This is a genomic window from Microvirga arvi, assembly GCF_016892765.1.
Taxonomy (GTDB): Bacteria; Pseudomonadota; Alphaproteobacteria; order Rhizobiales; family Beijerinckiaceae; genus Microvirga; species Microvirga arvi.
In genome coordinates this window covers 22896-47021 of the sequence record NZ_JAFEMD010000004.1, presented here as the reverse complement: position 1 = coordinate 47021, position 24126 = coordinate 22896, and the positions used below count along the sequence as shown (strand labels likewise).

24 protein-coding genes are annotated in these 24126 nt (G+C 65.2%); 15 read left to right on the top strand and 9 right to left on the bottom strand.

What is annotated here, in order from left to right; all coding sequences use genetic code 11:
- Nucleotides 1-1635, bottom strand: a complete 1635-nt coding sequence (locus ILT44_RS03575) for an isovaleryl-CoA dehydrogenase (protein ID WP_204238198.1) — start codon at nucleotides 1633-1635, stop codon at nucleotides 1-3.
- A gap of 141 nt (nucleotides 1636-1776) precedes the next feature.
- Between ILT44_RS03575 and ILT44_RS03570 the strand changes: the two genes are divergently transcribed.
- From ILT44_RS03570 to dprA, 5 genes are all read left to right on the top strand, one after another.
- Nucleotides 1777-2724: an aspartate carbamoyltransferase catalytic subunit gene (locus tag ILT44_RS03570; protein ID WP_204238197.1), complete on the top strand. Its 948-nt coding sequence runs from the start codon at nucleotides 1777-1779 to the stop codon at nucleotides 2722-2724.
- A 61-nt stretch (nucleotides 2725-2785) separates the two neighbouring features.
- Nucleotides 2786-3229: an endonuclease domain-containing protein gene (locus tag ILT44_RS03565; RefSeq protein WP_204238196.1), complete on the top strand. Its 444-nt coding sequence runs from the start codon at nucleotides 2786-2788 to the stop codon at nucleotides 3227-3229.
- Complete coding sequence (locus ILT44_RS03560) at nucleotides 3226-4524, top strand: dihydroorotase (protein WP_204238195.1); 1299 nt, start codon at nucleotides 3226-3228, stop codon at nucleotides 4522-4524. The genes ILT44_RS03565 and ILT44_RS03560 overlap by 4 nt, the downstream gene beginning before the upstream one ends.
- Nucleotides 4525-4533: 9 nt before the next feature.
- Nucleotides 4534-5136, top strand: a complete 603-nt coding sequence (gene plsY, locus ILT44_RS03555; RefSeq protein ID WP_204238194.1) for a glycerol-3-phosphate 1-O-acyltransferase PlsY — start codon at nucleotides 4534-4536, stop codon at nucleotides 5134-5136.
- Between the two features lie 4 nt (nucleotides 5137-5140).
- Nucleotides 5141-6325 carry a DNA-processing protein DprA gene (dprA, locus tag ILT44_RS03550; RefSeq protein ID WP_204238193.1) on the top strand — a complete coding sequence of 395 codons (1185 nt, stop codon included), beginning with the start codon at nucleotides 5141-5143 and terminating at the stop codon, nucleotides 6323-6325.
- An 89-nt stretch (nucleotides 6326-6414) separates the two neighbouring features.
- Here dprA and ILT44_RS03545 read toward each other — a convergent pair whose 3' ends face one another.
- Both ILT44_RS03545 and ILT44_RS03540 read right to left on the bottom strand, forming a co-directional pair.
- On the bottom strand, nucleotides 6415-6660 hold the full coding sequence (locus ILT44_RS03545) for a hypothetical protein (RefSeq protein ID WP_204238192.1): 246 nt from the start codon (nucleotides 6658-6660) through the stop codon (nucleotides 6415-6417).
- A gap of 106 nt (nucleotides 6661-6766) precedes the next feature.
- Entirely contained in the window at nucleotides 6767-7693 is a 927-nt protein-coding gene (locus ILT44_RS03540; protein ID WP_204238191.1) for an AEC family transporter, read from the bottom strand.
- A 157-nt stretch (nucleotides 7694-7850) separates the two neighbouring features.
- On the opposite strand from ILT44_RS03540, the gene arfB reads away from it, so the two are divergent.
- On the top strand, nucleotides 7851-8273 hold the full coding sequence (gene arfB / locus ILT44_RS03535; protein ID WP_204238190.1) for an alternative ribosome rescue aminoacyl-tRNA hydrolase ArfB: 423 nt from the start codon (nucleotides 7851-7853) through the stop codon (nucleotides 8271-8273).
- A gap of 6 nt (nucleotides 8274-8279) precedes the next feature.
- Here arfB and ILT44_RS03530 read toward each other — a convergent pair whose 3' ends face one another.
- The 3 genes from ILT44_RS03530 to epmA form a co-directional block, all read right to left on the bottom strand.
- Nucleotides 8280-8648 (bottom strand): hypothetical protein, encoded by a 369-nt coding sequence (locus ILT44_RS03530; protein WP_204238189.1) that lies wholly within the window; start codon nucleotides 8646-8648, stop codon nucleotides 8280-8282.
- Nucleotides 8649-8741: 93 nt separating this feature from the next.
- On the bottom strand, nucleotides 8742-9791 hold the full coding sequence (locus tag ILT44_RS03525; RefSeq protein WP_204238188.1) for a lysine-2,3-aminomutase-like protein: 1050 nt from the start codon (nucleotides 9789-9791) through the stop codon (nucleotides 8742-8744).
- Entirely contained in the window at nucleotides 9788-10840 is a 1053-nt protein-coding gene (epmA, locus tag ILT44_RS03520; RefSeq protein ID WP_204238187.1) for an EF-P lysine aminoacylase EpmA, read from the bottom strand. The genes ILT44_RS03525 and epmA overlap by 4 nt, the downstream gene beginning before the upstream one ends.
- Nucleotides 10841-10993: 153 nt before the next feature.
- Here epmA and efp point away from each other — a divergent pair, with 153 nt between their 5' ends.
- From efp to ILT44_RS03495, 5 genes are all read left to right on the top strand, one after another.
- Nucleotides 10994-11560: an elongation factor P gene (gene efp, locus ILT44_RS03515; protein WP_307826302.1), complete on the top strand. Its 567-nt coding sequence runs from the start codon at nucleotides 10994-10996 to the stop codon at nucleotides 11558-11560.
- Nucleotides 11561-11819: 259 nt separating this feature from the next.
- A complete protein-coding gene (locus ILT44_RS03510) occupies nucleotides 11820-13004 on the top strand; it encodes an aminotransferase (protein WP_204238185.1) in 1185 nt (394 codons plus the stop codon).
- A 234-nt stretch (nucleotides 13005-13238) separates the two neighbouring features.
- Nucleotides 13239-14240, top strand: a complete 1002-nt coding sequence (locus ILT44_RS03505; RefSeq protein WP_239467888.1) for a Ppx/GppA phosphatase family protein — start codon at nucleotides 13239-13241, stop codon at nucleotides 14238-14240.
- Complete coding sequence (locus ILT44_RS03500) at nucleotides 14237-14935, top strand: RlmE family RNA methyltransferase (RefSeq protein WP_204238183.1); 699 nt, start codon at nucleotides 14237-14239, stop codon at nucleotides 14933-14935. The genes ILT44_RS03505 and ILT44_RS03500 overlap by 4 nt, the downstream gene beginning before the upstream one ends.
- Before the next feature lie 101 nt (nucleotides 14936-15036).
- Nucleotides 15037-15972: a Gfo/Idh/MocA family protein gene (locus ILT44_RS03495; RefSeq protein WP_204238182.1), complete on the top strand. Its 936-nt coding sequence runs from the start codon at nucleotides 15037-15039 to the stop codon at nucleotides 15970-15972.
- 237 nt (nucleotides 15973-16209) lie between these two features.
- Here the strand turns inward: ILT44_RS03495 and ILT44_RS03490 are convergent, their stop codons facing one another.
- Together ILT44_RS03490 and ILT44_RS03485 are read right to left on the bottom strand one after the other, a co-directional pair.
- Nucleotides 16210-17067, bottom strand: a complete 858-nt coding sequence (locus ILT44_RS03490; protein WP_204238181.1) for a dienelactone hydrolase family protein — start codon at nucleotides 17065-17067, stop codon at nucleotides 16210-16212.
- A 43-nt stretch (nucleotides 17068-17110) separates the two neighbouring features.
- Complete coding sequence (locus tag ILT44_RS03485; protein ID WP_204238180.1) at nucleotides 17111-18547, bottom strand: DHA2 family efflux MFS transporter permease subunit; 1437 nt, start codon at nucleotides 18545-18547, stop codon at nucleotides 17111-17113.
- Between the two features lie 175 nt (nucleotides 18548-18722).
- Here ILT44_RS03485 and guaB point away from each other — a divergent pair, with 175 nt between their 5' ends.
- Nucleotides 18723-20216 carry an IMP dehydrogenase gene (gene guaB, locus ILT44_RS03480; protein ID WP_204238179.1) on the top strand — a complete coding sequence of 498 codons (1494 nt, stop codon included), beginning with the start codon at nucleotides 18723-18725 and terminating at the stop codon, nucleotides 20214-20216.
- Between the two features lie 21 nt (nucleotides 20217-20237).
- Nucleotides 20238-20669 (top strand): MAPEG family protein, encoded by a 432-nt coding sequence (locus ILT44_RS03475; protein ID WP_204238178.1) that lies wholly within the window; start codon nucleotides 20238-20240, stop codon nucleotides 20667-20669.
- A gap of 150 nt (nucleotides 20670-20819) precedes the next feature.
- Here ILT44_RS03475 and ILT44_RS03470 read toward each other — a convergent pair whose 3' ends face one another.
- Nucleotides 20820-20969, bottom strand: a complete 150-nt coding sequence (locus tag ILT44_RS03470) for a hypothetical protein (RefSeq protein ID WP_204238177.1) — start codon at nucleotides 20967-20969, stop codon at nucleotides 20820-20822.
- 119 nt (nucleotides 20970-21088) lie between these two features.
- Between ILT44_RS03470 and ILT44_RS03465 the strand changes: the two genes are divergently transcribed.
- A complete protein-coding gene (locus tag ILT44_RS03465) occupies nucleotides 21089-22387 on the top strand; it encodes an RsmB/NOP family class I SAM-dependent RNA methyltransferase (protein WP_204238176.1) in 1299 nt (432 codons plus the stop codon).
- 306 nt (nucleotides 22388-22693) lie between these two features.
- Nucleotides 22694-23917 (top strand): calcium-binding protein, encoded by a 1224-nt coding sequence (locus tag ILT44_RS03460; protein WP_204238175.1) that lies wholly within the window; start codon nucleotides 22694-22696, stop codon nucleotides 23915-23917.
- Nucleotides 23918-24126: the final 209 nt, after the last annotated feature.

The following is a 24126-nucleotide window of genomic DNA, read 5'->3' as shown; positions in this document are numbered from 1 at the left end:
TCATATGGCCACGAAAGCCCGCTCCAGCAAGGGAGGCACGGCGTCTCCCAGATCGTTGGCGCCAATCATCCGGGAGGGGGAGGCAAGGCGCGTTCGGGCATAGGCCTCGGTGATTTGAGGCGGGGCGGAACGGGCGAGAGCCGCCGTGGCAGCGAGGAGAAAAAGCCTCTCGGCCACGAGTCTGGCCTTCGCCTCGGCGTCGGGGGAGTGGAGCGCCATGACGATGTCCCGCGCCGCGTCGGACGCGCCCGGAAGGTCGCGGACATCGGCCATGAGGCGCTCGAGCACGGCGGTGGCGACCTCCGGTTCCCGGGTCTCGGCACGCAGGATGTCGAGGGCGATCACATTGCCCGAGCCCTCCCAGATCGCATTGACCGGTGCCTCCCGGTAGAGCCGGGGCAGGGCGCTCTCCTCCACATAGCCGTTGCCGCCGAGGCACTCCATGGCCTCGAAAAGGAGACGCGGAGCCGCCTTGCAGATGCCGAACTTGGCCGCAGGCGTGACGAGCCGGGCATAGGCGGACTCATGGTCGTCCGTCGCTTCATGGTCGAAGCTGTGCGCCGCCCGCAGGGCCAGAGCCGTCATGGCCTCGCTTTCCAAGGCCAGCTCGGCCAGGACCATGCGCATGGCCGGCTGGTCGATGAGCTTCTTCTGGAACACGCTGCGGTGACGGGCGTGGTGAAGGCTTAGCGCCAGCCCCATTCGCACGAGTCCGGCCGAGGCCACGGCGCAGTCCAGGCGGGTCAGCTGCACCATCCCGATGATGGTGCGCACCCCGCGGCCTTCCTCGCCGATCCTCCAGGCGAAGGCCTCGTGAAATTCGACCTCGGAGGAGGCGTTCGAACGGTTGCCGAGCTTGTCCTTCAGCCGCTGCAGGCGAAGGGCGTTGAGGGAGCCGTCGGGCCTGAAACGCGGCACGAGGAAGCAGGTGAGCCCGCCCGGCGCCTGGGCCAGCACCAGGAAGGCATCGCACATGGGCGCCGACATGAACCATTTGTGGCCGGTCAAGGCATATTCGTCCCCGGCCTTCGGGTCGGCTCGGGTGGAGTTGGCGCGGACATCCGTCCCGCCCTGCTTCTCCGTCATCCCCATGCCGATGGTGACGGCGCTCTTTTCCCAGAACGGAATGAAGCGGGAATCGTACGTGCGCGAGCGGATCTTCGGCAGCCAGTCGTTCAGCCGGTTCGGGGAGGCGGCCAGTGCCGCCACGGAGGCATGGGTCATGGTGATCGGGCAGATGTGCCCGCTCTCGACGCCTGCAGCCGTATAGATCCGGGCGGCGCGTGCCACATGGGCGTGACCGCTTCTGGGCTCGTCCCAGGTCGAGGCATGGAGCCCGTCCTCCATGCTGGCCCGCATGAGCACGTGATAGGCCGGGTGGAACTCGACCGCATCGATCCTGTAGCCCCGCGCATCGTGGGTGCGCAGCCGCGGCGGGTTCTCGTTGGCGAGGCGGCCGAGATCGAGCCGCTCCGCCGAGCCCCAGGCGGCGCCGAAGGCGATGAGACCTTCCGACTCCGGGTCGACGCCACTGACCTTGAGCGCGTCGAGCAGTGGCTTGTCTCCTGCGATCAGGTTCACGTCACTGAGCGGCGGCGTCTGGTTGAAGACCTCGTGCGTGTCATGGGGTGACATGGCCTGACCCTCCAAAAGCGGCGCTCTCTATTTTAGGGCGGCGACGGAAAGACGGCCTGTCACATCTGGGCATAATCTGCCTTCTGGCCAAATCCCTCGCTTGCCGCCTTTTCCCAGACCGCCTATAGCCATCGCTTTAAGATGAGCGACGCCCCCCGATCCGTTTTTCCCCACCGGCATCTCCTCGGCATCGAGGGGCTGTCTCCCTTGGACATTCAGGCGCTTCTTGACCTTGCCGACGAACAGGTCGAGGTGAGCCGTCAGATCGAGAAGAGGAAGACGACCCTCCGGGGCCGGACCCAGATCAATCTCTTCTTCGAGCCCTCCACCCGCACCCAATCCTCGTTCGAGATCGCCGGCAAGCGGCTGGGCGCCGATGTGATGAACATGCAGGTGGCCTCGTCCTCGGTGAAGAAGGGCGAGACGCTGATCGACACGGCGGCCACCCTCAACGCCATGCGGCCCGACATCATCGTCGTGCGCCATCATGCGGCCGGCGCCGTGCATCTGCTGGCGCAGAAGGTCGATTGCTCGGTTGTCAATGCCGGCGACGGCACGCACGAGCACCCGACCCAGGCGCTCCTCGATGCGCTCACCATCCGCCGCAACAAGGGCCGCATCGAAGGTCTCACGGTCGCGATCTGCGGCGACATCCTGCATTCGCGGGTGGCGCGCTCCAACATGATCCTGCTCGCCGCCATGGGCGCGCGGGTGCGTCTCGTCGCGCCCTCGACCCTGCTGCCGCCGGGCATCGCGCGGCTGGGCTTCGAGACATTCACCAGCATGGAGAAGGGCTTGAAGGATGCCGATATCGTCATGATGCTGCGCCTCCAGCACGAGCGCATGAACGGCTCCTTCGTCCCGTCTCTGAAGGAGTATTTCCGCTTCTACGGGCTCGATCAGGAGAAGCTTTCCTTCGCCAAGCCCGACGCGCTCGTGATGCATCCCGGCCCCATGAACCGCGGCGTGGAGATTTCCTCGGACGTGGCGGACGGCGCGCAGTCGCTCATCCGCGAGCAGGTCGAGATGGGCGTCGCCGTGCGCATGGCGGTGCTGGAGGCTCTGGCGAGCCATCTGCCGAACAGGTGACGTACCAAGTCCCTCTCCCCGAAGCGGGAGAGGGTGGCCCTTCGGGCCAGGAGAGGGGGCCGTGGACCAGAATCGAAAGAACCAAGTCACCCCAAAACTCCGCTCCTTCGCCAAGGAGCAGCGCTCGATTCCCACACGGGCGGAAGACTTGTTCTGGCAGCAGGTGCGGGCCGGCCGGTTCCACGGCTATAAATTCAAGCGTCAGGTGCCGATTGCGCCTTATATCGTCGACTTTTTCTGCGCGGAGGCGAGAGTAATCGTGGAATTGGATGGCGTTCCCTATGATGCGCCGGAGCAGCGTGCCCTTGACGAGAGGCGCGATGCCTTTCTGCGCAGCCAGGGCTTCCAGGTCCTTCGCTTTTCTAACGATCTGATGCTCGGCAACGGCAATCTCGTTCTTGACTCCGTCCGACAAGCGATTGAAGCCGGAAACGGCCCCTCTCCCGACCTGCTTCGCAGGCCACCCTCTCCCGCAGAGGGGAGAGGGAAAGGAGACCACCTGTGACGCCTGCTGATAGACCGATTCTGCTGAAAAATGCCCGCCTCATCGACCCCGCCGGCGACCGCGAGGAGCGCGGCGGCGTGCTGGTGCGCGGCGGCGTGATCCAAGCCGTCGGGCCGCAGGTCACGCAAGCCGCCGACGCCCGGGTGATCGATTGCATGGGCCAGGTGCTCAGCCCTGGCCTCATCGACATGCGCGCCTTCATCGGCGAGCCGGGTGGGCCTTACCGCGAGACGCTCAAGAGCGCCGGCGAGGCGGCCGCGGCGGGTGGCGTCACCACCGTCGTGTCCATGCCCGATACGATCCCGGCCCTCGACGATCCGGCGGTGATCGACTTCATCGTACGCCGCGCGCGGGACACCTCGGTCGTTAACATCCGCCCGGCGGCCGCCCTGACCAAGGGATTGCAGGGCGTGGAGATGGCGGAGATCGGTCGCCTCAAGGAGGCCGGCGCCATCGCCTTCACGGATGGGGCGCGCTCCGTCACCAACGCCCAGGTCATGCGCCGGGCGCTCACCTATGCCCGCGACTTCGACGCGCTCATCATCCACCACGTGGAGGATCCCGATCTCGTCGGTCAGGGTGTGATGAACGAGGGCGAGTTCTCCTCGCGCCTCGGGCTGCCCGGTATCCCCCGCGAGGCGGAGACGGTGATGCTGGAGCGTGACATCCGCCTCGTGCGCCTCACGGGAGGACGCTACCACGCCGCCATGATCTCCTGTGCCGATTCGGCGGAGATCGTGCGCGCCGCGAAGGCGAGGGGGCTGCCCGTGACCTGCGGCGTTTCCATCAATCACCTGGCGCTCAACGAGAACGACATCGGCGACTACCGCACGTTTCTCAAGCTCTCGCCGCCCCTGCGGCACGAGGACGACCGGCAGGCGATGATCGAGGCGCTGGCCGACGGCACCATCGACGTGATCGTCTCGGACCACAATCCACAGGATGTGGAGAACAAGCGTTTGCCGTTCGCCGAGGCCGCCAATGGCGCCGTGGGGCTCGAGACGCTGCTCTCGGCGGCGCTGCGCCTCGTCCATGCGGACCGTATTTCGCTGCCGCGGCTTTTGCGGGCCCTGTCCACGAAACCCGCGGAAATCCTAGGGTTGCCCGGCGGGCGGCTCACAATCGGGGCTCCGGCCGACCTCATCGTCTTCGATCCGGACGCGCCTTACGTGCTTGACAAGCGCCAGCTCAAATCCCTGTCCAAGAACTCGCCGTTCGACGAAGCCCGTCTGGAAGGACAGGTGACGCTGACGATGGTTGGCGGCAGGATAGTCTTCAATCGCGATACGGTGTAACCACAAAGAATGTCTGACGAAGCCAATCTCCTTTCCCTAGTGGGCACTCTTGTTTTCGGCTATCTGCTGGGCTCGATCCCGTTCGGCCTGATCTTCACCCGCATGGCCGGCCTCGGCGATGTGCGCAAGATCGGCTCCGGTAATATCGGCGCCACCAACGTGCTGCGCACCGGTCGCAAGGGCCTCGCGGCAGCGACGCTCCTTGCCGATGCCCTGAAGGGCACGGCCGCCGTGCTGTTGGCCGCGCAGTGGGGGCCGCAATTTGCGATCGTTGCAGCCTTGGGAGCCTTCCTCGGCCACCTCTTTCCCATCTGGCTCGGCTTCAAGGGTGGCAAGGGCGTTGCCACCTTCATTGGCGTTCTGATCGGCCTGAAGCCTCTGGCGGCGCTGATCTTCTGCCTGATCTGGCTCGGGGTCGCTTTCGCCTCCAAATATTCCTCGCTCTCCGCCCTGGTCGCCAGCGCCGCGGCGCCGATTGTTCTGTGGCTCCTCGGCGAGCCCGGCATGGCCGGCGTGGCGGTGATCCTCGTGGCGCTGCTGTGGTGGAAGCACGGCCAGAACATCAGCCGCCTCCTTGCCGGCACCGAAGGCAAGATCGGGCAGAAGGGATAAGCCCATGATCCTGACGGATGAGCAGCGTCTCGACTGGCTTCGCCTCATCCGCTCGGAGAATGTGGGCCCACGCACCTTCCGCGCTCTGATCAACCAGTATGGCGGCGCGGCCGCCGCCCTCGAGGCCCTACCCGATCTCGCCCGTCGCGGCGGGCGCCTGATGCTCAAAGTGTGCAGCCGGGCCGAGGCCGAAAAGGAAATGACCGCAGCCTTGCGCCTCGGCGTGCGCTTCGTCGCCATGGGCGAGCCGGATTACCCGAAGACCCTGCAGGCCATCGACACCGCGCCGCCGCTGATCGCGCTTCGCGGCAATGCTGAGGTGTTGGCCAAACCCTCCGTTGCCATCGTGGGCTCGCGCAATGCCTCCGCCTCCGGCCTGACCTTCGCCGAGCGCCTGGCGCGGCAGCTGGGCGAGGCAGGTTACGTGGTTGTGTCGGGGCTGGCGCGAGGCATCGATACGAGGGCCCACAAGGCGACGCTTCAGACCGGCACGGTCGCAGTACTGGCCGGCGGACATGACAGGGTCTATCCGGCGCAGAACGAGCCGCTGCTCCAGGCTATTCTCGAGCAGGGCGGGGCGGTGATCTCCGAGATGCCCATGGGCTGGGAGCCGCGCGGGCGGGATTTCCCGCGCCGGAACCGCGTCGTCTCGGGCCTGTCCTACGGCGTCGTGGTGGTGGAGGCGGCCCGTCGCTCCGGCTCGCTCATCACCGCGCGCTTTGCCCTGGAGCAGGGACGGGAGGTTTTCGCGGTGCCGGGCTCGCCCCTCGATCCCCGTGCCGAGGGCACCAACGATCTCATCCGCGAGGGCGCCACGCTTTGTGCCGGAGTCGAGCATGTCACCAACGTGCTCGAGCCCCTGATCGCCTCCGGGCCGCGCCTCGACAGGAGCGCCGAGGAGCCGCATCACGCGGCCGGCGTCGAGGAGCTCTGGGACGAACTCGATCTGCCCGACATCGCCCGAGCTCCTGTACGGCCCGTCATCCCCGATGCGGGCCACGAGGAGGAGACCGAGGAAGGTGGGGCAGAGCTGATCACGTTTCTCGGGCCCTCGCCCGTCGCCATCGACGATCTCGTCAGGCAGTCCGGTTTGTCGATCCGCAATGTTCAGATGGCGCTGCTGGAACTCGAAATTGCCGGACGTCTCGAGCGACACGGCGGCAATGCCGTGTCATTGATCGGAGCTTAGAGCATATTTCGGCGAAGGGGATCCGGTTCGCCGTCAAGAAATGCGGCACGCCACAGAAGAGGGATGATTCCACGTCAGTGGAAACAGTTCTAGTCGTCCTTCGCATCCGTCTGCACCGTCCGGATGGCTTCGAGCCGGGCCATGTCGAGAAGGTAGGCCAGGAGATCGAGATTGGCCTTGCGGGCGAGATAGGACAGCTCCGCCGAAAACTCCGCCACGTATCGAGCCGTCTCGACCGGCGTCATGGTGCTGCTGCCGAGGCGGCCTTTCTCCTCAGCCCGCGGCTGGTCATTGGCGGAAGAGGCTCTCCTGGAACCGCGCAAGGCTTTTGTCATGACCAATGACGATGTCTCTTTGTTGCAATTGTCCTAGTTAGCAACACAACTGTTAATAAGGCAAGCAGATAAATTATACCTGTAATTGTAAAAACGTTCCAATCCATCAACCCCAAAGGGAAATCAGCAGGGGCATGGAGAGCAGGGCGAGCAGGGTCTGCAGCGTCAGGATCTCTGCCATGAGCCCGGCATTGCCGCCCATTTGCCGGGCGAGCACGTAAGCTGCGCTGGCGGACGGCACCGAGGCGGCGATGACGGTCACCGTCATGTCATTCCCGGCGACGCCCACAAGGCCTGCGAGGGTTCCGGCCATGACCGGCATGAGAACGAGCTTCAATCCCGCGGCCAGGATATGAGGCAGGCCCGGACGGGCGAGGCGGCGAATGTCGAGTCCAGCGCCGACGATCATCAGGCCCGCCGCAAGCGCCGCCCGGCCGATGAGGTCGATATAGGCAGCCAGAGGCTTCGGCAGCGGCGGCGCCAGAAGATTGAGGGCAAGCCCCACGGCGCAGGACCAGATGAAGGGATTGGTCACGAAGGAGCGCAGGATGTCCCAGGGGCTTCGCCTGGGCTGACCGGCGAAGCGGATGAAGACGTAGAAGGCGAGCAGGTTCAGGAGCGGCACCATGGCGGCGATGGCCACCGCGATCAGGGCGATGCCGCGCTGGCCGAAGAGACTGCCGGCGACGGCAAGGCCGACGAAGGTGTTCCAACGGGTGGCGCCTTGAAAGATCGAGGTGAAGCTTGGTCCGTCGATGCCGAAAGAGCGCTCCAGCAGAGGACGCAGGGCGAGCACGATCACCGCCATGATGAGGATCGAACCGACGAGCGCGCCGCCGACGCCGAGGACCGGCACGGAGGAGAGGTCGGCCCGTGACAGGGTGTCGATGATGAGCGCCGGGAAGAAGATCACATAGGTGACGCGCTCCAGCCCCGCCCATTGTTGCTCGTTGATGAAGCCCGTGGCCCGGCACAGCCAGCCGGTGGCGATGATCAGGAAGGTCGGGATCAGGCTGGCGAAGACGGCGGACATGGGAATCCGAAGCGGGAGGGAGCGGGCAATCCGGCAAAAGCGGCGTGCATGATGCGCTTAAGGCGGATCAAGGGCATCGACAAGCGCCGGATAAGCTTGCATTGGATTTCGATCCGGTTGCTCCACTTGTCTTTCTCCATGCTCCGCCAGAGGCCCCATGATCGAGGTCACGAATTCCATCGCTATCGATGAGGCCGAACTGCAGGAGAGCTTCATCCGCGCCTCGGGGCCCGGCGGGCAGAACGTCAACAAGGTCGAGACCGCCGTCCAGCTGCGCTTCGACGTGCGCAACTCGCCCTCGCTGCCGGACTACGTGAAGGAGAAGCTGGAGAGGCTCGCCGGCAGGCGCATGACGAATGAGGGCGTGCTCATCATCACGGCGCAGCGCTTCCGCACCCAGGAGCGCAACCGGGAGGATGCGGTGGCGCGCCTCGTCGAGCTGATCCGCCAGGCCACCGAGCGGCCAAAGCCGCGCCGCCCCACGCGGCCGACGCTCGCCTCGAAGAAGCGCAGGCTCGAAGCGAAGGGACGCCGCGCGGAGATCAAGAAGGGCCGCAGCGGCAAGCCGGGCTTCGATTGACCGGGGTCAGGTCTGAAGGACGATGCCGCCAAAGCCGAGGAGATCGGCGAAGACGGCCAACACGACTCCGAGACTGACCATGATCAGGCCGGCCATGAAAACCCGGATCGACCGGTTGTAGCGCTTGAGCTGGAGCGACGAGACCAGGAGCAGATCCGCCAGCGCCTTGACCTGCAGAGCAAGGCCGAGCGTGATCAGGGCTACCGAGGCGAGGTCCGAGGGCATCCATTCCCCGGGGAGCGCCGCCCAGTGGCTCAGGAAGCCGAGTGAAAAGCCGACGACGACGCCGATGGCCGTGATGGAGCCGTTTCGGAATGTGGAGTCGATGCGCTGATGCTCCTCGCCTTCGGCAGGTTCAATCGCATCCTTCGCCATCGTCAGGCTCCACCCCATGTCCATGGCCCTGTAACCGGAGGCGATCATACCTCACTTACCAGCCGGTGATGTGGCGAAACCGGCTTCGGCTCCTTACTCCGAGGGAGGATAGGCGTGCTCGCCGCCTCTGAAGTCCGTGACCATGCAGCCGCTTCCGTTATCCCGGAGCGCGTCCGGACCGATCACCGCCTTTCCGTGCCCGCCCGGAATGTCGAGGATGTAGGTCGGCTGGCACAGGCCCGAGATCCGCCCGCGCAGGCTGGCCACGAGGGCACGGCCTTCCTCGATGGAGAGACGGAAATGGCTCGTGCCGGGGGCGAGGTCGGGGTGGTGGAGGTAATAGGGCTTGATGCGTGTTTCTACGAAGGCGCGCATGAGGGCGGCCAATGTATCGGGATCGTCGTTGACGCCTTTCAGCAGCACCGACTGGCTGATCATGACGATGCCTGAATCCACGAGCCGGGCGCAGGCGGCGCGGGCCTCGGGTGTAAGCTCACGCGGATGGTTGGCGTGGAGCGCCACATAAGCCGTCTTGCCGCTGGCCTTGAGGGCCGCGATAAGCGCTTCGTCAACGCGCTCCGGCTCGACAACCGGCACGCGGGTGTGGAATCGGACGATCTTCACGTGGTCGATGGCGGAAAGCCGCTGCATGATCTCGGCAAGCCGTCGCGGCGAGAGCACGAGCGGGTCGCCGCCGGTGAGGATGACCTCCCAGATCTGCGGATGCGCAGCGATATAGGCGAAGGCCTTGTCCATGGCCTCCGTCGAGAGGGTGCCGAGCCCCTGCGGCCCCACCATCTCGCGGCGGAAGCAGAAGCGGCAATAGACCGGGCAGACATGCACCGCCTTGAGCAGCACCCGGTCGGGATAGCGGTGGACGATGCCCTCGACGGGGCTGTGCGCCAGATCGCCGATGGGGTCGGCGCGCTCCTCGGGCGTCGTGGTCAGCTCCGCCGCATCGGGCACAAACTGGCGGGCGATGGGGTCGTTCGGATCGCTCCGGTCAATCAAAGCGGCCATGGCAGGGCTGACGGCGACGGCATAGCGCTCCGCCACGCGCTCGATCCCGGCCAGTTCATCGGGCGCGACGAGACCGGCCTCGACCAGCTCGGCAGGGGTGCGGAGGGGGCGCAGGGCGTTCACCGGCCCGTCTCCGGCACGGGGGCCCAGAGCACCTGATCGATGCGCGAGGCGCCGGTGGCGAGCATCACGAGCCGGTCGAAGCCGAGCGCGATGCCGCTCGCCTCGGGCATGTGGGCTAGCGCTGCCAAAAAGTCCTCGTCCACAGGGTAGCTTTCTCCATAGACCCGCATCTTTTCCGCCATCTCGGCCTCGAAGCGGCGGCGCTGCTCGGCCGGGTCCGTCAACTCGCCGAAGGCATTGGCGAGCTCCACGCCGCAGGCATAGAGCTCGAACCGTTCCGCCACGCGCGGATCGCGGGCGGTCGGGCGGGCCAGCGCCGCTTCCGCGACAGGGTATTCGTCCAGGATCGTGGCGCGTCCGAGGCCGAGGTTGGGCTCGACCCGCTCGACGATGACGCGGCTGAACAGATCAGCCCAGGTGTCGTCCTCCGCCACCCGCAGGCCGGCGGTCCTGAGGCTCGCGGCGAGGAGGCCACAATCCGTGGCGCCGCTCCGGTCGATGGAGGCGAGGAGGTCAATGCCGGCAAAGCGCTCGAAGGCCTCGGCCACGCTCAGGCGTTCCGGCTCCTTGAAAGGATCGGTCTCGCGGCCGCGGAAGGCGAGGGTGCGGGTGCCCGCCGTCTCGGCGGCGAGGCCCAGGATCTCGCCGCAATCCTTCATGAGCGTCTCGTAGCTCTCGCCCGCCCGGTACCATTCCAGCATGGTGAATTCCGGGTGGTGCAGGGGGCCGCGCTCCCGGTTGCGGTAGACATGGGCAAAGCACGCGATCCGGCTCTCGCCCGCCGCCAAGAGCTTCTTGCAGGCGAACTCCGGCGAGGTGTGGAGGTAAAGGGGCGACATCGAGCCGTCGAGGCCGATGGCCTCGGTCGCGAAGGCATGGAGATGGGCCTCGTTCCCCGGCGAGGTCTGGAGCGTGGCCGTGTCGACCTCCACGAACTCTCGGGCGGCAAAGAAGCCGCGCAGGGCTGCCTGGATCCGGTTCCTGCCCATGAGAAACGGGCGGCGGTCCGCATGGACATGCGGCGTCCACCAGGGCGAGGGGGTAGGCACGGGCTTATCCATTCCAAAGGGCTCGTTAAGGTCGGACTGGCGATTTGCGCGAAGATAGGCTACTTGCGGCTCCGAAATAGTTTTCGGTGCCACTGGGGCCAGGACGACCCGACCCTCACGACGCGCCTCTATCTGTCACAAGGAAAGCCTCCCGTGAAGGTCATCGCCTCTACGCTCCGCAAAGGCAACGTCGTCGATATGGACGGCAGGCTCTATGTGGTTCTCACCGCCCAGAACATCCACCCCGGCAAGGGCACGCCGGTCACCCAGCTCGACATGCGCCGCATCTCCGACGGCGTGAAGGTCTCCGAGCGCTACCGCACCACCGAGCAGGTCGAGCGCGCCTTCGTCGAGGATCGCGAGCACACCTTCCTCTACCAGGACGGCGAGGGCTTCCACTTCATGAACCCCGAGACCTACGATCAGGTCGTGGTTCCGGAAGACATCATCGGCGACCAGAAGGCCTATCTCCAGGAGGGCATGGCGGTGATGCTCTCGATCCATAACGGCATCGCCATCGCCATCGAGCTGCCCGCCCGCGTGACCCTCGAGATCACGGAGACCGAGCCGGTGGTGAAGGGCCAGACGGCCTCCTCGTCCTATAAGCCCGCCATGCTGTCGAACGGCGTGCGCACCCTGGTGCCGCCCCACATCCAGGCCGGCACCCGCGTGGTGATCATGACGGAAGACGGCTCCTACGTGGAGCGCGCGAAGGACTGAGGCTAGAGCTGTTTCCACTGACCTGGAATCATCTCTCTTGTTTGGCTTGCCGCATAGTTTGACGGCGAACCGGATCCACTTCGCCGAAATATGCTCTAAAGCACCCGCAGCCCTCATCCTTCGAGACGCAGACTGACGTCTGCTCCTCAGGATAAGGTCCAGAGTATGTGAAGGCGGACAAAGCTTGCAGGGCAGGAGGTTTCGGTGGAGTCTCGCCGGGCGTCCTGCCCTTTGTCGTTTCCCGGAGTTGGACTCTCTCATGACGAGCGGTCTCATCAATCCCATCAATCCTCTGGTCGCCGATGTCGGTAGCCCTCCGATCCCGGAGGCGCAGGCCTGGACGAAGCGTTATGACGGGTCATGCGGACCGCTGATCAATCTCTCCCAGGCCGTACCAGGCAACGCGCCGCATCAGGAACTGCTGGATCGGATGGCCGCCGTTGCGGGCTCGGCCGCGGGCTCGCAATACGGCCCGATCAACGGGGATGCGCCTCTCAGGCAGGCTTATGCGGCCGAGCTGTCGCGCATCTACGAGGGCCGCATCGAGGCGCAGGACACGGCCGTGACCGCCGGCTGCAACATGGCCTTCTTCGCCGCCATGATGCTGCTGGCCCATCGCAATGAGGCGGTGCTGCTGCCGACGCCCTGGTACTTCAACCACCAGATGAGTCTCGACATGCTCGGCATCGAGCCGCGCCCGCTGCCCTGCCGCGCCGAAGCCGGATTCGTGCCCCGTGTCGAGGATGCGGAGGGGATGATCGACGAGAAGGTCAGGGCGATCGTCCTCGTCACGCCCAACAACCCGACCGGTGCCGTCTATCCGGCCCATGTGATCGAAAGCTTCGCACAGCTCTGCGCCAGGCGCGGCATTTATCTCGTGATCGACGAGACTTATCGGGACTTTCTGCCGCAGGGCATGAACCGTGCGCACGGGCTTTTCACCGGCGACGGCTGGCGCGACAACGTCATCCAGCTCTATTCCTTCTCGAAATCCTACGCGATTCCCGGCCACCGCACGGGCGCCATCACGGCCGATGCGAAATTCATCGAGCAGGTGGCCAAGATTCTCGACTGCATCCAGATCTGCGCCCCGCGCACGGCCCAGGGCGCGCTGCCCTGGGCCATCGAGGCTTTGCGCGACTGGCGCGAGGACAACCGGGCCGAGATCAACCGCCGTGCACAGGTTTTTCAGGACGCGCTCGCGCCGTTGCCGGAATGGACGATCGAGTCGGTCGGCGCCTATTTCGCCTATCTGCGCCATCCGTTCTCCGGTGCGAAAGCGCAGCAAGTTGCCGAGAAGCTCGCGACCGAACGGGGCGTTCTGTGCCTGCCCGGAAGCTATTTCGGCCCTGGTCAGGAGGGGCATCTGCGGGTGGCGATCGCCAATGTGGGCGCAGACGTTTTGAGCGGACTCACGGAGCGCTTCCGAGGCTTGTCTGTGTGATACCTCCTTGGAGGCAAAACCATAAACTACGGGGGTCACCCTTGGCAGGATGGCGGGGCGATGGTTACTCTCTTGGTCAAACAGGCATCTGAACCGGGTGCCGCGGGGACTTGAGTTTTGACCGTCAAAGCGGACGTGACAGCAGAAGGTGACCGGCTTGCCGAACCGCTCAACGGTTCGGCAAACGGCGAGGCCTGGGTTGCTGACCGTCCCGCGCCTGCAGCCAGGATAGAGATGCGGCGGCGCTCGTCGAGAAGCTACGCGGCACTCGACCTCGGCACGAACAATTGCCGCCTTCTCATTGCGGAACCTGCGCATTTCGGCTTCCGGGTCGTGGATGCGTTCTCGCGAATCGTCCGCCTCGGCGAGGGGCTGGGTCTCGGCAACCGCCTGAGCGATGGTGCGATCGAGCGCACGCTCGATGCCTTGCGCGTGTGCCGGGAGAAGATGGCATCGAAGGACGTGACGCGGGCGCGACTCGTCGCGACCGAAGCCTGCCGACTCGCCGAGAACGGCGCCGCCTTCATCGAGCGCGTTCGCGGGGAACTGGACCTCGATCTCGAGATCGTCGACCGCAAGACGGAAGCCTATCTCGCCGTCACGGGCTGCGCCTCCCTCGTCGATCCTAAGGCACACTCCGTCATCGTGTTCGACATCGGCGGCGGCTCCACGGAGATCGCCTGGCTCGACGGCCGGGCACCGCATGCCTTCGCCGATCCCTGCAAGCGTATCCGCGCGTGGGATTCGCTGCCCGTCGGCGTGGTGACGCTGGCCGAGCGCCATGGCGGCATCGATGTTACGCCCAAAACCTTCGAGGGCATGGTCGAGGAAGTGTCGGAGCTTCTCATGGACTTCGCTCTCGTGGCAGCCCAGGCGGGGCGCGCCCACAACTTCCATCTGCTCGGAACCTCGGGAACCGTCACCACCGTCGGCGGCATTCACTTAGGCCTGGCGCGCTACGACCGGCGCCGGGTGGATGGGATGTGGATGCGCAACGGCGAGATCTCGACGGTGATGCAGCGCCTGCTGCATTCCGATTTCAGCCAGAGGGCCGAGAACCCCTGCATCGGCAGGGAGCGGGCCGATCTCGTTCTTGCCGGCTGCGCCATCTTGGAAGCGATCCGCCGGGCCTTCCCGTCGGAGCGCCTGCGCATCGCGGACCGCGGACTGCGCGAAGGAATTTTGATGAACATGATGCGAGAGGATTCCGTGTGGCGAGGGGGCAGCCCGCGGTGAGCGCCAAGTCCGGTTCGGGGGTCCGCAATCTCAAGCAGCGGGTGAAAACCGCCAACAAGCGGTCCCTCTCTTCGCAGAAATGGCTGGAGCGCCAGCTCAACGATCCTTACGTCGCCCGCGCCAAGCGGGAGGGCTACCGCTCGCGCGCGGCCTACAAGCTGCTGGAGATCGACGAGAAGTACCGCATCCTGAAGCCGGGCCAGAAGATCGTCGATCTCGGCGCCGCACCGGGCGGCTGGTCGCAGATCGCCGCCAAGGTAGTCGGTCCGAAAGGCAAGGTCGTCGGCATCGACCTCCTTCCCATCGATCCGATGCCCGGCGTCGAGTTCATCCAGCTCGACTTCCTGGACGAGAGCGCTCCCGGCAAGCTGATCGAGATGCTCGGCGGGCCTGCCGACGTGGTCATGTCCGACATGGCGGCCAACACCACAGGCCACAAGAAGACCGATCACCTGCGGATCATCGGCCTCGCCGAGGCCGCCATCTACTTCGCCCGCGAGATCCTCGCACCGGGCGGCGCCTTCGTCGCCAAGGTGTTCCAGGGCGGCACGGAGAACCAGCTGCTGGCCGACCTCAAGCGCGACTTCGCTGTGGTGCGCCACGTGAAGCCGGCCGCGAGCCGGGCCGACTCGGCGGAACTCTATGTGATGGCCACCGGTTTCCGGGGACGGGCGGACGAAACACCCGAAGCCTGACCGATTCTCGCAACGGACCATCGGATGGATCCCGGAAGTGCCCTCCACTTTTGGGGCCGATGCTCTAGCTTCAAGCCCCGGATTTTCGAAGGACCACGACCATGGCAGTGCACCGGATCGGCATCATCGGCCTCGGCAAGATCGCGCAGGATCAGCATCTGCCCGTGATCAAGGCCAATCCAGATTTCGAGCTTCTCGCCGTGTCGAGCACACGGGGGCTCTCGCATGAGGATGCGAAATACACCTTCCAGGACTACCGAGAGCTCCTGAAGGTGCCGGAACTGGATGCGGTCTCGATCTGCACGCCGCCGCAGGTCCGGCATCAGATCGCCCGCGAAGCCCTTCTCGCCGGCAAGAGCGTCCTGCTGGAAAAGCCCCCGGCGGCCACTTTAAGCGAACTCGAGGATCTGAAGGCCCTTGCCGCCAAGACCGGCAAGGTGGTCTTCACCACCTGGCACGCCCAGTACAACAAGGCGGTCGACGAGGCCAAGAAGGCGCTCGCCGGCTGGTCGATCAAGCGCCTTCTCGTGACCTGGAAAGAGGACGTGCGGCACTGGCATCCGGGCCAGCAATGGATCTGGGAGGCGGGCGGCTTCGGTGTTTTCGATCCAGGCATCAACGCGCTTTCCATCGTCACCCGCATCATGCCCGAGCCGGTCTTCGTCAAGACGTCCAGCCTGGAATTCCCGGCCAACCGCGATGCGCCGATCGCGGCCAATCTCACCTTATCCATGAGCCACGGCCAGGGCGACCTTCAGGCGGTGTTCGACTGGCGCCAGACCGGGCCGCAGACATGGGACATCGAGGTGGAGACGGAAGCCGGCCTGACCCTGAAGCTCACCCATGGCGGCAGCTGCCTGGAGATCGGCGGGCGGCTGATGGTGCAGGAGGAGCCTGCCGAGTACCAGGGCATCTACAGGCGTTTCGACGCCCTCCTGACCATCGGCCACTCCGAAGTCGACGACGCCCCCTTCCGCCTCGTGGCCGACGCTTTCATGGTCGGCAAGCGGCTGCAGGTGGACGCGTTCGAGGACTAGGTGGGCAGGCGTCATCCCGGACGGCATAGCCGATCCGGGATCGGGTGCAATGCGAGACAGTTGAACCTCAGCACTGTCATTCCCGCGTAGGCGGGAATCCATAACCACTGACAGCACCAAACTGGTCTCAGGTCGTGGTTATGGATCCCGGGCTCCGCTCTGCGGCCCCGGGATGACAGTGCTCGACTGGTTCAAACGATCCCGGATCGGCTTACGCCATCCGGGATGACTGCAGATTCAAGCCAAATTCTTCTTCAGGAACGCCACCGTCCGCTTCCGCGCCATCTCCGCAGCGTCCTTGTCGTAGCGGGCTGCGTTGGTGGCGTTGTTGAAGGCGTGGTTGGCGCCCTCGTAGACGTGGATCTCATAGGTTTTGCCGGCCTGCTTCAGCGCCGCCTCGTAGGCCGGGATGCCTGCATTGATGCGCTCGTCCAGGCCGCCGTAGTGCAGCATCATCGCGGCGTTGATCTTTGGCACGTCCTCCGCCTTCGGCTGGCCGCCGTAATAGGCGACGCCCGCATTGAGGTTGGGCTCGTTGACCGCGAGGGTGTTCACAGCGCCGCCGCCCCAGCAGAAGCCGAGGGCGCCGACCTTGCCGTTGCCGTCCGGGCGACTCTTGAGATAGGCCACGGCCGCCTTGCCGTAGGCAATCACGTCCGGCTGCTTCAACTGGCCGATCATCTCGCGGCCCTTGTCCTCGTCGGCGGGCGTGCCGCCCATGGGCGAGAGGTAGTCCAGGCCCAAGGCGATGAAGCCTTCCGTCGCCATGCGGCGGGTGACGTCCTTGATGTGGGGGTTGAGGCCCCGGTTCTCGTGGATGACGATCACGGTCGGCAGCTTGCCCGAGGCATCCTTCGGTTTCACGAGATAGCCCTTGAGGCCTTGCGCGCCGGGAATATCGACGGTTTCCGCGGTGATCCGCGGATCGGTCTCCGGCACGGTTTGCGCGTGGGCATAATTGTTCTGCAGGATCGGCAGCAGGGCCGTCGCGGCCGCCGTGCTGCCGGCGAGAGCCGCAAGCTTGTCGATGAAGCTGCGGCGGCTCATGTCGCCATGGGTGAACTCGTCGTAGAGATCGATGATGCGCTGGTCCATCCTGGGTGGTCTCCTTGTTCCCTCGGAGGGATGCTAGCCCAGCTTAGCGGCCCGACATACCGTCTCCCAGGCCGGTGGAGGGTGGTCTGTCCTTCACAATCTTGTGTCCCGACATCTCGGCGCCGGCTGTTGGTGAAAGACCGGCGAAGACGAAGCCCGACAGGGCCGAGATCGTGGCGACCGCCCAGAAGGCGGGGCCGAAGTCGGCGGCCGTGATCCCAGGCGTCCCGTCGAGGGTGGAAGCGATTTCCAGCACGAAGGCGCCGAACGCCACGCCGATGCTGAGTGAGACCTGCTGCAGGGCGCTTCCCAGGCTGGTGGCGTAGCTCATCTCCCGGTTGGAGATTTCCGCATAGCCGATGGCATTCAGGCTGGTGAACTGCAGCGACCGGAAGCAGCCGCCGGTCAGCAGGATGATCATGATGAGCCAGTGCGGCGTCTCGGGGGTGAAGAACCCGTTCGCCGCCACGAATGCTGCGCCGATGAAGGCATTGATCATGAGCAACCGGCGGAAGCCCGTGCGTTCGAGGATGCGCTTGGCCATGGTCTTCATGAACAGCGCGCCCACGGCGGCGATGAAGGTGAGGGAGCCCGAGGCCAGTGGACTCAAGCCGAAGCCCACCTGCAGCATCAGCGGCAGCAGGAACGGGATCGCCCCGATGCCGATACGGAAGAGCGAGCCGCCGAGCACGCTGATCCGGAAGGTGGGGATCTTCAGGAGGCCAAGCTGCAGCACGGGATGGGGGGTGCGCTTGGCGTGGAAGACGTAGAGGACCAAGCTGACGGCTCCGATCACTGTGCATCCAAGCGAGATTTCGGCCGGGATGAGATGCTGTCCGCTGGTGGAGAAACCGAGCATCAGCAGGGAGAAGCCCACTCCGGTCAGCATGAAGCCGATGAAGTCGAGGTGCGGGGTGTCGTCTTCCCTGATGTTGGGAACGAAGATCGTGGCGAGCACGATGCCGAGAATCCCGATCGGGATGTTGATGAAGAAGATCCAGCGCCAGTGGAAGTATTCCGTGATGAAGCCCCCGAGCGGCGGCCCGATGATGGGGCCGATGAGCGCCGGGATCGTCAGGGTCGCCATCGCCTGCACGACCTCGCTGCGGGCCACGCTGCGCAGGAGCACGAGGCGGCCGACCGGGACCATCATCGCTCCGCCGGCGCCTTGAACGAAGCGGGAGAACACGAAGCCTTCGAGGGAATTGGCGCCGGCGCAGGCGAGCGAGCCTGCCATGAACACGCCGATGGCGGCGGTGAAGATGGTCCGGGCTCCGTACCTGTCGGCCATCCAGCCCGAGATCGGGATGAAGATCGCCAGACTGACCAGATAGGAGGTCAGCGCCAGCTTGAGCGCGATGGGGGCGGTTCCCAGATCCTGCGCGATCATCGGCAGGGACGTGGAGATCACGGTCGAATCCATGTTCTCCATGAACAGGGCCGTCGCGATGATCAGCGGGAGAAGGCGGGATTGACGCATGACTCGTGGGAATTAGCGCCATGCAACCCCCTTGCAAAGAGCAAAAAGGCGCAATGCAGGTCTTCTGGTGACGCGCCGCTCGACCCTTTGCGAAAAGGAAAGGCCGTGCTACGGACCCGTGCCAACTCGCCAAAGCGTTATTCCTGTCATCCGCGCACCCTCAAAGGAGTTGGTCATGGCCTCTGTATTCGCCGATAAGATCATCGAAGGCCTGACCTTCGATGACGTGCTGCTCCGGCCCGGCCGCTCCGAAGTCCTGCCCAGCGACGTGGACGTCGCGACCAAGCTCACCAAGACCATCCGCCTCAACATGCCGATCATCGCCTCCGCCATGGATACGGTGACGGAAGCCCGCATGGCCATCGCCATGGCCCAGAACGGGGGCTTGGGCGTCATCCACCGCAATCTGGAGCCGGATGCTCAGGCCGAGCAGGTCCGTCTGGTGAAACGCTACGAGTCGGGCATGGTGATGAACCCCATCACCATCCATCCGGACGAGACGCTCGCCGAGGCGCTGTCGATGATGAAGCATCACGGCATCTCAGGCATCCCGGTGGTCGAGCGCGGACCCGGAGGGGCCAAGGGCAAGCTCGTCGGCATTCTCACCAACCGCGACGTGCGCTTTGCCAGCAACCCGGCCCAGAAAGTCTCCGAGTTGATGACCAAGGACCGGCTGATCACCGTCCGCGAAGGCGTGAGCCAGGACGAGGCCCGCCATCTCCTGCACCAGTTCCGCATCGAGAAGCTTCTCGTGGTCGACGACCATTTCCGCTGCATCGGCCTGATCACGGTGAAGGATATCGAGAAGCAGGTGGCCTATCCGAGCGCCGCCAAGGATTCTCAAGGGCGCCTGCTGGTCGCAGCCGCCACCACCACGGGCGAGCAGGGCTTCGAGCGCGCCGAGCGCCTCATCGATGCCGGCTGCGACGTGGTCGTGGTCGACACCGCCCACGGCCATTCCGTGAAGGTGCTGGAGAGCGTCACCCGCGTGAAGAAGCTCTCCAACGCGGTCCAGGTGATCGCCGGCAACGTGGCGACGCGCGAGGGCGCCCAGGCTCTCATCGATGCGGGCGCGGACGCGATCAAGGTCGGCATCGGACCGGGCTCCATCTGCACCACCCGCATTGTCGCGGGCGTGGGCGTGCCCCAGCTCACCGCCATCATGGAGGCCGTCGAGGCGGCCGGCCAAGCCGACATCCCGGTGATCGCCGATGGCGGCATCAAGTTCTCGGGCGACCTTGCCAAGGCGCTCGCTGCCGGCGCCTCGTGCGCCATGGTGGGCTCGCTGCTTGCCGGTACGGACGAGACTCCCGGCGAGGTGTTCCTCTACCAGGGCCGGTCCTACAAGTCCTATCGCGGCATGGGCTCGGTGGGCGCCATGGCCCGCGGCTCTGCCGACCGCTATTTCCAGGCGGAGGTGCGCGACACCCTCAAGCTCGTGCCGGAGGGCATCGAGGGGCAGGTGGCCTATAAGGGCCCGGTCGCGGGCGTCCTGCACCAGCTCACCGGCGGCCTTCGCGCCTCCATGGGCTATGTGGGCGCGGCGACCCTGCCGGAATTCCGCGATAAGGCGCAGTTCATCCGCATCACCTCTGCCGGCCTGCGCGAGAGCCACGTGCACGATGTGACAATCACCCGGGAAAGTCCTAATTATCCGACTCGCAGCTAAGCTTCAGCGAGTCTTCCACCCATGAGCATTTCCGCCGTCATCCTGCCCGTCCTCGTCCAGGTCGGGCTCACCCTTATCCTGCTGTTCTGGATGGGCCAGACCCGCGTCGGCCATCTTCGCAGCGGCGAGGTGAAGGTGAAGGACATCGCCCTCGGCGAGCGCAACTGGCCTAACCGGGTGACGCAGATCCAGAACTCGTATCACAACCAGTTCGAGCTGCCGGTGCTGTTCTATGTCTTGGTGGTCCTGGCGCTGATCACCCGCAAGGCGGACATGCTGTTCGTGATCATGTCCTGGATGTTCGTGGCGAGCCGTCTCGTCCATGCGGCCATCCACACCACCTCGAACAAGATCTCCCAGCGCTTCATGGCCTTCGTGGTAGGCGTGCTGATCCTGGCGATCATGTGGGTGATCTTCGGCATCCGCATCTTTGCGGCGGAAGCTGGCGTTTAAGGGCAGGGAAGTTATACAGGCTCTCGGGAAAGCCCTCATCCCGAGGAGGCCGTCAGGCCGTTTCGAAGGACGAGGGCATCTCCAGGGCTCTCTGGATCTTTCTGCGAGACGCCGTTGTCAGCGGCTCCTCAGGGTGAGGTCGTGGGAGGCTCAGTACCTCCTGCCGCTCTCGAGCTGCGTCTTGGCGTCGGTCGCCCGCGGGGCGGGAGGCGTCAGATCGACCGCCGGCGGCGGCGTTGTCGCGCAGGCCGCAATGGCAAGGGTCAGGCCGACAGCAACGATGCGTGTCAGGGTGAGCATGGGCGGAAAACTCCAGGAAGAATCGTGCGGAATGCACGTCTTTTCCTTCATGCCCGATCCTGACGGAAAATAGGAAACTCTGTGTCGTATCTACGGCCAAGCTCGAGTGTGCTTTTGCAATGATACCTGCCGCCCGCATCTCCGCCGCCATCGAGGTCCTCGCCGATATCGATGCCCGCCGCCGCCCGGCCACCGACGCCCTCAAGGATTGGGGCCTGTCGCACCGCTTCGCCGGCTCCAAGGACCGGGCCGCCATCGCGAGCCTCGTCTATGACGCCCTGCGCCGGAAGGCCTCCGCCGCCTGGATCATGGGCGAGACGACGCCCCGGGCTGTGGTGCTCGGCATGCTGAGGCTGCAGCGCGGGCTCGATGCCGACGCCATCGCAGCGCTCTGCTCGGGCGCGCGCTTCGCACCCGAGCCGCTGTCGGAGAACGAGCGCGAGCGGCTGGAGAAAGCCGATCTCGGCGGAGCTCCGACTCCGGTGGCCGGCGACTTTCCGGACTGGATCGAGCCGTCGCTGCAGCGTCTCTTCGGCGACGATCTCGTTGCCGAGATGCAGGCGCTCTCCACTCGTGCGCCCCTGGATCTGCGCATCAACACCCTGAAGGTTTCCTCCCGCGAGGAGGCCCACGATGCCCTGCCGCATCTCGGTGCGGTGGAGACGCCGCTGTCGCCGCTGGGCCTGCGGATCATGCCGGGCGAGGACGGGCGCGGTCCTGCCGTGCAGTCCGAGCCGGAATTCCTGAAAGGGTGGATCGAGATCCAGGACGAGGGCTCGCAGCTCGTGGCGCTGCTCTCGGGAGCCAAGCCGGGCGAACAGGTGGTCGATCTCTGCGCAGGCGGCGGCGGCAAGACCCTCGCGCTCGCAGCCCGGATGGAGAACCATGGGCAGATCTATGCCACCGACAACGACGCGCGCCGTCTCGCGCCGATCCATGACCGACTGACCAGGGCAGGGGTTCGCAACGTCCAGGTCCGCACGCCGCGCGCCAAGGCCGATGCGGTCACGGATCTCGACGGGAAGATCGATTGCGTTCTCGTGGACGCGCCCTGCACCGGAATCGGCACCTGGCGGCGCAATCCGGATGCGAAATGGCGCCTTCGTCCCGGCAGCCTCGAGATCCGCCGCAAGGAGCAGGCCACCGTCCTCGATCGGGCGGCAGGGCTGGTGAAGCCGGGTGGCCGCATCGTCTATATCACCTGCTCCATCCTGCCGGAGGAGAACGACGACGCACTCTCGGATTTCATGGAACGCCATGGCGGCTTCAAGGCTCAGTCGCACCAGGATCTGCTCAATTCTGCCGGATTCGGCGTGCTCGCGGATCGGGTTCGCACCACGGCTTACGGCCTTCAGCTGACGCCTCACAGAACCGGAACGGACGGTTTCTTCATCGCGGTTCTGCGGAGTGGCTCCTAGGACATCGGACCCGATAATAGACTTGCGCTTTGGAATCCAGCCGATGCGCCACTCCCGAGGCGTGAATTCTCCTGAATTACCCCCGAAGAAGTGCCCACCTAGGACAAATGGCAGTAATCGTGCGTGCCGCCATAGTCGGATGAGACGATATTCTGGCTATAGAGGTATTTCCCCAGGGTTTTGCTTTGGATTCGACCGGCCTGAACATGGCTAAACATTAAGAGACGTTGCCGGTCTTCCAAATGCATCTAAGCTCGCCGCAACAACACATTTCAGGATGGGGGCGACTGCCGGGGAGAGACAACAGTGGCGGTACGCATTGGGACAATTCGCGGTGATGCCCTGAGGGGAACAAGGGTCGGCGACACCCTCAACGGCCTCGGGGGAGACGACACCATCGTCGGCGGACGCGGGAATGACATTCTAAATGGTGGATTAGGCGATGACCTTCTGCGCGGCGGGCCAGGTCGTGATCGCATCATCGGCGGCCCAGGCGAAGACTGGGCCGATTACAGGGACGCAACAACTGCGGTTACCGTAAGCTTGGGCAGTCCGGCCCGGAATACGGGGGAAGCCCTTGGGGACCGGTACTCGTCCATCGAGCGCGTCAGAGGCGGCCGTTTCGACGACAACCTGACGGGCAACTCCCGTGACAACGTTCTTGAGGGAGTGACCGGTGCGGACATTCTCAACGGGGGCCGCGGCTTCGACTTCGCGCGCTACAAATCCGCTCCGGAGGGCGTGACGGCGAGCCTCGCGGACCCCTCCGTGAATACGGGCCATGCGGCCGGGGATACCTACGTTGCCATCGAGGGCCTCCAGGGCAGCGACTTTGCCGATACGCTGATCGGCAATGATGCCAACAACGTCCTGGTCGGCGGGCGCGGCGCCGATATTCTCAATGGCGGCGGCGGGTTCGACTTCGCCCGCTACGATGTGTATCACACCGGCTCCCGGGGCGTGGCCGTCAGCCTCGCTGCCCCCGGCGGCAATACAGGCCTCAATGCTGCAGGGGATACCTATATCGGGATCGAAGGCGTCATCGGCACCCGATTCTCAGATCGCCTGGAGGGCGACGATGCGGCAAACAACCTGCAGGGGCAGGCGGGTAACGACAGGCTCATCGGCAATCTAGGGAACGATACGATCATTGGCGGATCAGGAAACGATAACCTCATTGGCGGCTATGGAAACGATGTGATGCAGGGTGACGCGGGACGCGATGTCTTCACGTTCGACAGCACCCTGAACGCCTTGGAGAACGTGGACCGGATCCGGAGCTTCTCGGTCACCAGCGACACGATCCGGCTCGACGATGCGATCTTCGCCGGACTGGCGCGCGGGCGTCTCGCAGACGCAGCCTTCCACAGAGGAGCGGAGGCCCACGACGGCAACGACCGCATCATCTACGATCGAGCTACGGGCGCAGTCTATTATGACCCGGATGGAGACGGGGCCACGGCCCAGGTGCAATTCGCCCGCATGACTCCGAGGGCCGGTCTCAAGCACGACGATTTCATCGTGTTCTAGACAGCCGGTTCCGTCAGCGATCATCCGAGCCCCGCCTGCCTTCGCGGCAGGCGGGGCTCCTGCTTGGGCAGCGTGCCAGCAACCGGGCCGCCGGCCATCAAAATCGTGGGACTTGGGGGCGCAAGCCTCAAAAGGCATGACATCCGCAGCGATATGAGGGTAAAGCACGGGGGCTTTCCGCTCCTCCGCTTAAGGGCCCACGCGAGAGA